The following is a 10,955-nucleotide window of genomic DNA, read 5'->3' as shown; positions in this document are numbered from 1 at the left end:
GGCCGACGCGGTCCGGCCCGACGCGGGCCCGGCGGGCGGCACCGGCCCGTCAGCGGCACAGGCGGCCCCGGTCGCCGGCAGCGTCTCGGCCGAGGTGCGCTCGGCGAGCGCACTGGTCATCTCGCCGATCGTCCGTCGGCTGGCCCGCGAGCGCGGCGTCGACCTGGGCACGGTTCGTGGCACCGGGCCCGGCGGTGTGATCCGCCGCGCCGACGTCGAGGCGGCGCTGGCAGTCCCCGTCGCCCGGCTCGCCGCCGTACCGGAACCGCACGCCGAGCCGACCCCGCAGGGCGACGGCGACCTGATCGTCCCGCTCACCGGCGTGCGCAAGGTGATCGCCGACAAGCTCTCCCGCAGCCGGCGGGAGATCCCCGAGGTGACCATCTGGGTCGACGTCGACGCCACCGGGCTGCTGGAGACCCGCGCGGCGATCAACGCGGCGACGCCCGACGCGCCGGTGAGCATCCTGGCCCTGCTGGCCCGGATCTGCCTCAGCGGCCTGCGCCGGTTCCCGCAGCTCAACTCCCGGGTCGACACCGAGGGTCAGCGGATCGTCCAGTCCGCCGGGGTGCACCTGGGCATCGCCGCGCAGACCGACCGGGGCCTGCTGGTGCCGGTGCTGCGCGACGCCCAGCGACTCACCACCGCCGAGCTGGCCGCCGAGCTGGCGGCGACCACCGCCGCGGCGCGGGCCGGGACGCTCGCGCCGGCCCGGCTCACCGGCGGCACCTTTACGCTGAACAACTACGGGGTGTTCGGCGTGGACGGCTCCACGCCGATCATCAACCACCCCGAGGCGGCCCTGCTCGGCGTTGGCCGGATCGTGGACAAGCCGTGGGTGGTCGACGGGCAGTTGGCCGTGCGCAAGGTGACCCAGCTGAGCCTCACCTTCGACCACCGGGTCTGCGACGGTGGGGTGGCCGGTGGCTTCCTGCGGCACGTCGCCGACTGCGTGGAGCGTCCGGCGCTGCTGATCGCCGCCGTCTGACGCGTACCGCCGGCCCTGGCACCGCCCGCGCGGCGCCAGGGCCGGCGTGCGGCCCGGGGTTTCGCGGTCCCGTCATCGGGAAGTCGGCCCCGCCGGTACGCACCGGAGGCGTCGAAGGGAGCCGATCCGTGGTCGTAGCGAACGAGCTGCTACTGAATTCGGTACGGGTGCGGCGACCCGCCGCGGCCGGCGCACCGCTGTACTGCGACGCGCTGGAGTACGGGCTGACCGGTGACGGCGCGACCAACGACCAGCCGGCGTTGGCAGCCCTCGTGGACCGTCTCGGCGCCGGGTACGCCTCGGACGGGCGGGCCCGCGTCATCTACTGCCCGCCGGGCATCTACTCGATCCGGGACGCGGGCACGGTGTGGCGCAGCGGCGTGTCGCTGATCGGGGCCGGCCCGGCGGCGACCCGGTTCATGCTCAGCAACGAGGGCAACCGGGCCGATCCGACGCCGCTGGCCTTCTGGACCACCGTGCAGCACGGCGCGGACCGGGACCGGCACATCGCCGACTGCACCTTCGCCGACTTCCAGATCGACGGCTCCGGCGTGGCGATGGCCGAGTACAACTACCTGGCCAAGGGCCTCGGCCTGCAGTACGTGGTGCGGGGCGTCTTTCGCAACCTCTACATCCACCACACCGCCGCCACCGGGTTGGGCTGCGACTTCCTGCAGGATTCGCTGATCGACGGCGTGGTGACTGTCGGCTGTGGTCGCCTCGACAACGGCGAGCAGATCGGCGGCGCCGGCATCGGGGTCGGTATCGGCGGGTGGGGGCCGGTGGAGCGGTTGACCATCGCCAACTGCACCGCCCTGGCCAACGGCACCAACGGGATCTTCCTGGAGCTGCAGAAGGACTACTGGGAGCCGCCACGCGGCTACCGCATCGTCGGCTGCCACAGCCAGGGCAACCGGTTCGGCATCTCCGACTGGGGCGCCGACGGTCTGATCGTCTCGGCCTGCACGATGACCGGCAACCTGGAGACCGGCTTCGACGTGTCGTCGCAGGGCACGGCGTCGGTGGCGGGCCGGGGTGGGCTGCTCACCGACTGCGTCATCGACGGCAACCTGCGCGACGGGGTCAGCATCGGCAACACCCCGGGCCCGTACACCGTCCGGGGCAACCGGATCAGCGGCAACGGCCAGCACGGATATCACACGCGGGACCTCGGGCGCGGCTACCGGGGCGCGATCCGGGACGTGGTGATCGAGAGCAACGAGCTCTGGGGCAACGGGTTGGACGCGGTGCGCGTCGATCACCAGATGACCGACACGGTGGTGCTCAACAACCGGATCCGCAACAACGGGCAGCAGTACGCCGAAGGCACCGGCGGGACGGGTGACGCCGTGCGCTACGGCGAGCGGTCGCTGGTGGACCGGTCGGCCGCCTGGCCGCACGACGGGCACCGGGGCAAGGTGCTGCGGGTCGGACGTGCCGTCGCCATGGTCGCCTCCAACACCGGCGACGAACTCACCCTCGCCCCGGTCCGCCCGGACGCGTTCAGCGCGTGGAGCGGCGACATCCCGCCACCGGGATGTCGATACGAACTGGGTGCCGCACCGCAGCGGCGGGCCGGCATCACCATCGACGCGCCGTTCGACTCGGCCACGATTCGCGGCAACCGGATCTGGGACAACCACGACCACCAGACCCAGACGCACGGGCTGTGGATCACCGACCGCGGCAGTTGTGTGGACTGCCGGGTCGAGGACAACGACCTCGCCGGCAACGCCGACGAGGGGATGCGGCTGGACACCCCGCCGGTGGGCGGACGCTGGCGGGACAACCACGTCGACAGCGACTGGACCTGAGCGACCCGGCTACGGTGCCCACCCTGGCGACGGCCGTCGCCAGGGTGGGCACCTGTGGTGCGACGCGCAGCGGCGGCGTACGGCCCGGTTCGTCGTCAGGTGGTCCCCGAGGTGGTCAGTACCGGAGTGCGGCGAGGTAGTCGAAGCCGACCCGGGCGGTGTCGAGGGCGTCGGCGGGGGCGCGTGGCGGGGTGCCCGCGTCGTCCCGCTCCACGATGTACTCCTCGATGCCCGCCTCCCGCTCGTGGTCGAAGATCCGGCCGAAGTCGATGACACCGTCGCCCAGGTCCGCGAAGCCACCCTCGACGTCCAGGTCCTTGACGTGCACCTGGCGGATCCGGCCGCGGTTGGCCCGGATCACGTCGACCGGGTCGTGCGCCCCTCGCCAGGTCCAGTACAGGTCGAGCTCGAAGTGGACCAGCCGGGGATCGGTCTGCCCGGTGAGGATCTCGAAGCCGGTCGAGCCGTCGGTAAGCGGCACGAACTCCAGCTGGTGGTTGTGGTAGCCGAAATCGAGCCCGGCGCGCTGGGCCAGCCGGCCCGCCTGGTTGAGATCCCGGGCCAGGGCCCGGTAGACGGCGGGGTTCCGGTACGGACGCCCCTCGGCGTCCCGACCGAAGTACGGGTGGACGATCTTCTCGCAGCCGACAGTGTTGGCGTCCTCGAGCGCACGTTCCCAGGTGGCGGCGTCGAACGGCTGCGGGATGCCGGTGTGACCGGAGGTGGAGCGCAGCCCGGCCGCGTCGAGCGCGGCCCGGAACTCCGCCGCCGTACGCCCCACGAAGCCGGCGTGCTCCACTCGCCGGTAGCCGATGCGCCGCAGGGCCGTCAGGGTGCCGGGCAGGTCGGCGGCCAGCTGGTCGCGCACGGTGTAGAGCTGGATGCTGATGCGGTCCACCGGCACCCGACGCCGGCCGTGGGACTGACCCCGGGCGGCGGTGTCGCCGACGGGCGCGGCGCTCGCCCGGCCGGCGAGAAGCCCGGCGGCGCCGACGGCTGCGGCGGAGACGGTCGCGGCGCGGAGCAGTCCGCGCCGACTGACCGACTCGGAGGTCGCTGTCGGCTCCGAGCGGTTGGTCTGGTGATCCATGGTGGTGGTCCCTTCCTGACGGCTGGTGTGCCGTCGGCAGCTGTCGACCGCTTGCCGGTGCCGGAGCGCGCTGAACCGGCCGGAGGCGTGCTCCGGCGGGACGGTGAGGACGACGCGTGGGCGCGGTCGGCGCCCCTGAAGGGGGACCGCGGCCGACCCGGCAAGGGAGGCAGGCAGGCTGATCGACGAATGGGCAACCTTCTATCTAAAAATCGACCTTACCCTTGCCTCCGGGCGAAGGCAAAGCTCCGTCTCGACGAGCAGAAGCTTCGCTCCACCTGACAAAAGTCCTCCCAGCAGGTACGGCAGCCGCCCCGACCCCCGCGCGCGGCCGTCGCGCACGCCATCGCGGGCGAGCGCGACCCGAGGGGCGGGCCTGCCGCGTCCGCGCCGATCGGCCGATTCGTCGCGGAGATCCACACGACATCGGCGATGTCGCTGCCTCCTGCGCGTCGGAAACCGCAAGGTCCCCGATGTCGCGATGATTTTGGGCGCGGGGCGCGGGGCGCGGGGCGCAGGGCGCGGGTCGCAGGGCGCAGGGCGCGGGGCGCTGGGGCGAAGTCGTGCAACGGCGGCGATAGGTGCGGGCGTGGCGGGGTCTGGGTGGGACGGGACGTTGCGGGTCTGGTGACGTGCGGGAGTGCGGACGTTGCCTCAAGGCGGCACTCGTGCGCTTTTCTCGTCAACGGCGCAGGGCCGGAAAATGCGCCGATAAATGCGCCGCCGATTATTTCCGAATGCCCTGGATACTCCTGTCGGGGCCGACAGAATGTGGCAGAGGGAAGTCGAAAACGGGGGGACTGAACATGACACCTAGGCGGCGATTGACGCTGTTGGCGGTAACTATCGCGGCCGCACCGCTCGTGCTGGCCGGATGCACCGCCGACCGGGACTCGGCGGCCGGGCCGGCCAAGGGGCACGTCGCGGCGCCGGAGCTCACCGTGACACCGGGGGACAAGACCCGGGACGTGCCGATCAGCGCCGAGGTCGGCGCGGTGGTCAAGGGCGGCCGGGTCACCGGTGTCCGGCTCACCGACGACAAGGGCGCGCAGGTCAAGGCGGAACCACGTGAGGACGGCTCCGGTTGGGTGCCGAGCGCGCCGCTGCAACCTCGGCGTACGTACACCGCGGAGGTGACCGCGACAGGTGACTCGGGTGCGACCACGACACGGACCACCACGTTCACCACGATGGCCAAGTCCACGAAGCCGCAGATCACCAGCACCCTCTATTTCGTCGGCAACCGGACGTACGGCACGGCGATGCCGGTAACCGTGGCGTTCGACCCGGCAATTCCGAAAGAGGCCAGGGCGGATGTGCAGCGCCGGTTGTTCGTGAAGACGAATCCGCCGCAGCCGGGTACCTGGTCGTGGCTGGAGGACGGAAGTCAGGTCTATTACCGGGCACCCGATTTCTGGCGACCGGGGACGACGATCAGTGTCCGGGCGGGGCTGGAGGGCTTGCCGATCGGCAAGAACCTGGTCGGGGACGCCGAACGGACCGCGACCTCGAAGATCGGCAAGCAGGTCTCGCTGGAGATCGACAACGCCACGAAGCAGATGACGGTGCTGCGCGACGGCAAGTTGGTTCGCCGCATCCCGGTGAGCCTGGGCAAGCCGAGCACGCCCAGTTCCAGCGGCAAGATGGTGATCATGGAGAAGCACGAGCGGACCACCTTCGACACCCGGGGTGAGCCGAACGGCGGCTACGTGGTCGACGTCGACGACGCCCAGCGGCTCACCTGGGGTGGCGAGTTCATCCACTCGGCCCCCTGGTCGGAGGGCGAGCAGGGCTACACCAACACCTCGCACGGCTGCGCGAACGTCTCCGCCACGGCCGCGGACTGGCTGATGGGGGTGACCCAGGTCGGCGACCTGGTCACCGTCAAGGGCACCGAGGTCGAGCTGCAACCCGGCAACGGCTGGACGGCGTGGAACGTGAGTTGGGACGAGTTCGTCAAGGGCAGCGCCCTGCCGGTGCCGTCCGGGCTCAAGCCCGCGCCGGTCGCCCCGGCGCACCCGGGCGCGGTGGCCGGCGGGTCACCCGCGCCGGCGCCCTCGGTCAGCGGACGCTGAGGCACCGGGCCGACCCACCATCGCGGTGGGTCGGCCCGTTCGCCGTGCACGCACCCCGGCCGCGTCGGGGTGGGGCGCGCACTACAGGGGTACGCGGGCCACGCCCGGCCCGATGAGGCTGCCCAGCCAGAGCTGGTCGCCGTACTGTCGTACCCCGGTGATCATCCAGTAGTTCCCGGCCGGGCCGTGCAGCGTACGACGGACCGTGCCCTCGCCGTCGACGAGCGCGACCAGCCCGTAGCGGCGCGGCTGCGGCTGCATCGCGTCGGGCAGCAGCGCGGCGAGCTGACGCAGCCGCGGGTGCGGCAGCAGCCGTTCGGCGATGGGCACGCGAGGGCTGGGCAGGGCGATCCAGTACGTCCCGTCGCCCACGGCGGAGAGATTGTCCGGGTACGCGGGCAGGTCGGCGAGCACCCGCACCCCGCCGCGCAACTCCACCCGGAGCAGCCGGTGGGTGGTGGTCTCGACCAGCATCAACGCCGACTCGTCCGGGGTCAGCGCGATCCCGTTGGGGAAGTACAGCCCCTCGGCCACCACCTCGGTGCGCCCGCTGCCCGGATGGTGGGCCAGCACGCGGCCGTTGGGGCGGTGCTCCAGCAGGTCCCGCTTCCAGTGCGAGACCGGAAACCGGTCCGACGAGTCGGTGAAGTAGACGGTGCCGTCGCGGGCCACCGTCGCGTTGTTGGCCAGGTGCACCGGCGGCGCCGTGCCGGTCAGCTCGCGGACCGCCCCGTCCGGCGTGACCCGCAGCAACCCCCGGTACGCGTCGCAGACGATGAGGGCCTCCCCGGACGGATCCGTCTCGATGCCGAGCGGCCGACCGCCGGTCTCGGCCAGCAGCCGTCCTCGCGTGCCGGCCGGCGCGTCGGCCGGCCACCACCAGAGGTTGCCGTCCTCGTCGCCGCTGATGACCCGGCCGTTCGGGTCGACGAGCACGTCCTCCGGCCCGACGGCCCCCTCGGGGAGGGGCAGGAGATCGACCTGGTCGAGCCGCCGGTCCGTGGCCGCCCACACCCCGTTGAGCGGAGGCGGGACGGTGGCCGGTTCGCGGACGGGACGGATCAGCCGTGGCGGCCGGGGCCGGGGGATCACCATCGGGTCATTGTCCACCGCCGATGCCCTGCGTACCCGGAGCGCCGTGCACGCGGCGCGGCACCGGCCGTTCGGTCGACCGCGAGGCCCCTGGCCTCCACCCCTAGGGGGATGAGGGGCACCCCGGGGGATGACCCTGGGCGTACCCGGAATCACTCCGCCGAGGGGCGAAACTGTCGGTGGTGGGGGATAGATTTCACGTCATGGAAGAGCGCAGCGACCGGATCGACGTGCAGGTCAACGTCGGTGACCGGGTGGTCCAGGTGCGGGTGGCCGGCGAGGTCGACATCGCCACCGTCGCCGCGTTCCGCTCCGCTCTGTGGTCCGTGCCGGCGCGACCGGTCGTGCAGCTGGAGATGTCCGGGCTGCGCCTGCTCTCCGCGGCCGGGGTGCGCGCGTTGCTCGCCGCGCACCTGCGCGTGCGGGCCCGGGGCGGCGAGCTGGTCCTCGTCGATCCCACCCCGGTGGTGGCCCGGGTGCTGCGCGCCACCGGCCTGCACCGGGTGATGCCGATCCTCGAGCCCGCCCGGGTGGTCGAGGCCGCCCGTCGTCCGATGCCAGCCGACCTGGTCGAGGCCGCTCGTCGTCCGCCGGCCGCGGCCGGCGGCCTGGTGCTGGCGGCCTGAGGCTGACCGGGGCGTGAGCCGGCGGCACGTCCGAACTCGGACGTGCACCCGCCCACCCGGCGCCTGACGCCGACGGCGGACGCGCCCGGGGGCCGCCCGGCATCGAGCCGAACGACCCCCGCCACGTTCGATCAGCGCACGCCGAGCAGGTCGACGACGAAGATCAGCGTCTCGCCCGGCTTGATGACGCCGGCGGCGCCGCGGTCGCCGTACCCCAGGTGCGGCGGGATGGTGAGACGGCGACGGCCGCCGACACGCATCCCCACCACGCCCTGGTCCCAGCCGGCGATGACCTGACCGCCGCCGAGCGGAAACTCGAAAGCCTCGCCCCGGTTCCAGGACGAGTCGAACTCGCCGCCGGTCGAGTGGGACACGCCGACGTAGTGAACGCTTACCAACTGGCCCGGCTCGGCCTGCGGGCCGTCGCCCACGGTGATGTCCTCGGTCACGAGGTCGGCCGGCGGCGCACCCTCGATCGGACCGACCTCGGGCTTGCCCGATCGGGCGCCTGCTGCCTGGTTCATGCGGGGATCTCCTGCCGTGTTGGGTGATGTGTCCGGTCACCGTCGATCCTGCCGGATAGCGCGTCACCGATGTGCGGCGGACCCGCCACCTGCCCCGACACGTCCGGACCGACCCCCGGATCACCGAACTGGGGACACGTCTCGGCGGGCGTCACCTGTGGTGACGCCCGCCGTCCGATGGTGCGGTGGTGCTCACCGCAGCCAGGGCACCCGCGTGACGATCGGCAGCTTCGCCCAGAGCTTCCCGAGGCCCCAGGTGTCGCCTGCGTTGACCAGCGCCAGGACCGCGAGCACCCCGGCGTAGATCAGGTGGTCGTCCATGAAGAGGTTGTTCTCCGGAGGCAGGACGGCGGTCCACATGAGGACCAGCAGCAGCCCACCGGTCACGGCCGCGATCCGCATGCCGACGCCGAGCAGGAGGGCGATGCCGATCCCGGCGAGGCCGGCCATGAACAGCAAGTCGGCCCAGGCGGCGCCGGCGATGCCGGTGTAGACGTCCTTGAACGGGCCGGCGACCCCGAAGGTGAGGAAGCCCTTGGTGGGGCTGCCCCCGTTGATCCAGGCGTTCTTCGACTCGGTCTCGTGGCCGAGGCCGAACAGCTTGTCGAGGAACGCCCAGAGGAAGATCCAGCCGAGCGCCATCCGGATGCCGGCCAGGACGTAGCGGGTGGCCTTCTCTCGGGTGGTGCCGGTCGCCGGAGCGGTGGTCTCGGCGGTGGTCCGCTCGATCGTCGCGGTCATGGTGTCCACGTCCCTTCTCTGCCTCGCACCGCGCTTCCCGGTGACATCTCCATCAGACGCTCTCGGCGGCTCCCTCGGCAGGGCCGACCGGACCGCACCGGCCCGGGACCTTGGACCCCTGACGGCCCGGGCCGTAGACCCTGACCGGGGCCGCCGTCCGGCCGTAGCGTCCGAGGTGGAGGTACGAAAGGGAGGCCGTGATGAGGACCTGGCAGGTGGGTGACGTGATGACCCGGGAGGTCGTGACCGTGGAGGCCGGGACCCCGTACCGGGAGATCGTCGATGTGCTGCTGCGCCGCGGCATCAGTGCCGTGCCGGTGATCGACGGCTTCCGCCGGGTGCTGGGTGTGGTGTCCGAGGCCGACCTGCTGCACCGGATCGAACGAGCCGGTGAGCCGGCGCAGCGGCGGGTCTTCGAGAGCCGGCGTCGGCGCGACGCCCGGGGCAAGGGCGAGGCGTTGCTGGCCGGCGACCTGATGACCGCGCCGCCGGTGACCACCGGCCCGGATGCGGCACTGTCCGCCGCCGCGCGGCTCATGGATCGCGAGCAGGTCAAGCGGTTGCCGGTCCTGGACGACCTCGGTCGGCTGGTCGGCATCGTCAGCCGTGCCGACCTGCTGCGGGTGCACCTGCGCTCGGACGCGGAGATTCGTGCGGACATCGTCCAGGAGGTGCTGCGCCGGGTGCTCGCCGTGCGGGACGGCCTGGTGACTGTCGAGGTCCGCCACGGTGACGTCACCCTGGCGGGCCGGTTGGACCGTCGCTCCGCCGTCGACCTCGCCGGCCGGCTGGCGGGCCAGGTGAGTGGCGTCGTGCGGGTGACCAACGCGATCGCCTACGACGCCGACGACACGGTCGTCGATCCGGGGCAGATCATGCCGGTCGCCTGAGCGACCCCATCCCGCCGCCGCGGGCTTGCGGTTCGGCCACGCCGCGGCGGGGTGGCGACTTCGGCTGAGCGCCGACGGCGGCTGGGCGGCTCGCATAGGCTCGGGAACGCCGGCCGGCGGGGCAGCGGGGCGGTGCGCCGTGGTCGATGCGGGGGGCGCCGGTGGCTGAGGCGACGGTCGCGGTGCCGCTGTGGGCCTGGGCGGCGGTCGGCGGGTTGCTCACCGTGCTGCTGATGGTCGACGTGTTGGCGCATCGCGACAACCACGTCATCGAGTTGCGCGAGGCACTGCTCTGGAGCGCCGTCTGGGTCGGCGCGGGTCTGCTGTTCGGGTTGGTGCTCTGGTGGGGCCTGGGCGGCGATCCGGCCATCGCCTACTTCTCCGGCTACCTGCTGGAAAAGGCGCTCTCGGTGGACAACGTCTTCGTCTTCGCGCTGCTCTTCGGCTATTTCCGGGTGCCGGCCGGCTACCAGCACAAGGTGCTGTTCTGGGGCGTCGTCGGGGCGTTGGCCTTCCGCCTGCTGTTCATCCTCGCGGGCGCGGAGCTGCTGGACCGGCTCACCTGGGCCGGGTTCGTGCTCGGCGCATTCCTGGTCTGGACGGGCTGGCGGCTGGCCGTCCGCGGGAAACCGGACGTCGACCCCGACCGCAACCGGGCGGTCCGGCTGTTCCGCCGGATCGTGCCGACCGACGCCAGCTATCACGGCGACCGCTTCACCGCCCGGGTCGGCGGGCGCCGGGTGGCGACCCTGCTGCTGGTGGCGCTCGTCGCCATCGAGGCAACCGACGTGGTCTTCGCCGTCGACTCGGTGGCGGCGATCCTCGCCATCACCACCAACACCTTTCTCGTCTGGACGGCCACCGCGTTCGCCGTACTCGGGCTGCGGAGCCTCTACTTCTGCCTCGCCGGCCTGCTTCGGCACTTCGGTCACCTGCGCTACGGGCTGGCGCTGCTGCTCGCGTTCGCCGGGTTGAAGCTGATCCTGGCCGAGACGCCGGTGGGCAAGCTGCCGGTCTGGTTGACGCTCGCCGTGGTGGTGCTGACCCTGGCGGTCTCCATCGCGTCGAGCGTCCTGACCGAACGCCGGGCCCAGGCCAACCGTTGACCCGACGGA

At 72.4% G+C, this 10,955-nt stretch carries 10 protein-coding genes; 6 read left to right on the top strand and 4 right to left on the bottom strand.

What is annotated here, in order from left to right; genetic code table 11:
- On the top strand, positions 1–988 hold a 988-nt coding region (locus B0E54_RS26240; RefSeq protein ID WP_234588786.1), incomplete at its 5' end, for a dihydrolipoamide acetyltransferase family protein.
- Between the two features lie 128 nt (positions 989–1,116).
- Entirely contained in the window at positions 1,117–2,802 is a 1,686-nt protein-coding gene (locus B0E54_RS26235) for a right-handed parallel beta-helix repeat-containing protein (RefSeq protein ID WP_234588785.1), read from the top strand.
- Between the two features lie 115 nt (positions 2,803–2,917).
- On the opposite strand, the gene B0E54_RS26230 is transcribed toward B0E54_RS26235, so the two are convergent.
- Positions 2,918–3,892 (bottom strand): sugar phosphate isomerase/epimerase, encoded by a 975-nt coding sequence (locus tag B0E54_RS26230; protein ID WP_305076155.1) that lies wholly within the window; start codon positions 3,890–3,892, stop codon positions 2,918–2,920.
- An 806-nt stretch (positions 3,893–4,698) separates the two neighbouring features.
- Between B0E54_RS26230 and B0E54_RS26220 the strand changes: the two genes are divergently transcribed.
- Positions 4,699–5,967 (top strand): Ig-like domain-containing protein, encoded by a 1,269-nt coding sequence (locus B0E54_RS26220; protein WP_234588784.1) that lies wholly within the window; start codon positions 4,699–4,701, stop codon positions 5,965–5,967.
- An 81-nt stretch (positions 5,968–6,048) separates the two neighbouring features.
- On the opposite strand, the gene B0E54_RS26215 is transcribed toward B0E54_RS26220, so the two are convergent.
- Entirely contained in the window at positions 6,049–7,062 is a 1,014-nt protein-coding gene (locus B0E54_RS26215; protein ID WP_234588783.1) for an SMP-30/gluconolactonase/LRE family protein, read from the bottom strand.
- Between the two features lie 200 nt (positions 7,063–7,262).
- Between B0E54_RS26215 and B0E54_RS26210 the strand changes: the two genes are divergently transcribed.
- The gene (locus tag B0E54_RS26210; protein ID WP_234588782.1) at positions 7,263–7,685 is read left to right on the top strand and encodes an STAS domain-containing protein; all 423 of its coding nucleotides are present in this window, start codon (positions 7,263–7,265) and stop codon (positions 7,683–7,685) included.
- Positions 7,686–7,816: 131 nt separating this feature from the next.
- On the opposite strand, the gene B0E54_RS26205 is transcribed toward B0E54_RS26210, so the two are convergent.
- A complete protein-coding gene (locus B0E54_RS26205) occupies positions 7,817–8,209 on the bottom strand; it encodes an FKBP-type peptidyl-prolyl cis-trans isomerase (protein ID WP_234588781.1) in 393 nt (130 codons plus the stop codon).
- Between the two features lie 192 nt (positions 8,210–8,401).
- Positions 8,402–8,959 (bottom strand): DoxX family membrane protein, encoded by a 558-nt coding sequence (locus tag B0E54_RS26200; RefSeq protein WP_234588779.1) that lies wholly within the window; start codon positions 8,957–8,959, stop codon positions 8,402–8,404.
- A gap of 191 nt (positions 8,960–9,150) precedes the next feature.
- Between B0E54_RS26200 and B0E54_RS26195 the strand changes: the two genes are divergently transcribed.
- Both B0E54_RS26195 and B0E54_RS26190 read left to right on the top strand, forming a co-directional pair.
- Positions 9,151–9,840, top strand: coding sequence for a CBS domain-containing protein (locus tag B0E54_RS26195; RefSeq protein ID WP_234588777.1), 690 nt, complete (start codon positions 9,151–9,153; stop codon positions 9,838–9,840).
- 146 nt (positions 9,841–9,986) lie between these two features.
- Positions 9,987–10,946 (top strand): TerC/Alx family metal homeostasis membrane protein, encoded by a 960-nt coding sequence (locus B0E54_RS26190; RefSeq protein ID WP_374109320.1) that lies wholly within the window; start codon positions 9,987–9,989, stop codon positions 10,944–10,946.
- Positions 10,947–10,955: the final 9 nt, after the last annotated feature.

The sequence above is a fragment of the Micromonospora sp. MH99 genome, assembly GCF_021442385.1.
Taxonomy (GTDB): domain Bacteria; phylum Actinomycetota; class Actinomycetes; order Mycobacteriales; family Micromonosporaceae; genus Micromonospora.
Note: the sequence above shows the minus strand (reverse complement) of the source record. Positions and strands in the feature narration are given on the sequence as shown.

Excerpts from the sequence above, each read along its gene's own strand:
- B0E54_RS26205 (WP_234588781.1), bottom strand. The coding sequence starts at position 8,209 with ATGAACCAGGCAGCAGGCGCCCGATCGGGCAAGCCCGAGGTCGGTCCG.
- B0E54_RS26210 (WP_234588782.1), top strand. The coding sequence starts at position 7,263 with ATGGAAGAGCGCAGCGACCGGATCGACGTGCAGGTCAACGTCGGTGAC.
- B0E54_RS26220 (WP_234588784.1), top strand. The coding sequence starts at position 4,699 with ATGACACCTAGGCGGCGATTGACGCTGTTGGCGGTAACTATCGCGGCC.
- B0E54_RS26215 (WP_234588783.1), bottom strand. The coding sequence starts at position 7,062 with ATGGTGATCCCCCGGCCCCGGCCGCCACGGCTGATCCGTCCCGTCCGC.
- B0E54_RS26190 (WP_374109320.1), top strand. The coding sequence starts at position 9,987 with ATGCGGGGGGCGCCGGTGGCTGAGGCGACGGTCGCGGTGCCGCTGTGG.
- B0E54_RS26230 (WP_305076155.1), bottom strand. The coding sequence starts at position 3,892 with ATGGATCACCAGACCAACCGCTCGGAGCCGACAGCGACCTCCGAGTCG.
- B0E54_RS26195 (WP_234588777.1), top strand. The coding sequence starts at position 9,151 with ATGAGGACCTGGCAGGTGGGTGACGTGATGACCCGGGAGGTCGTGACC.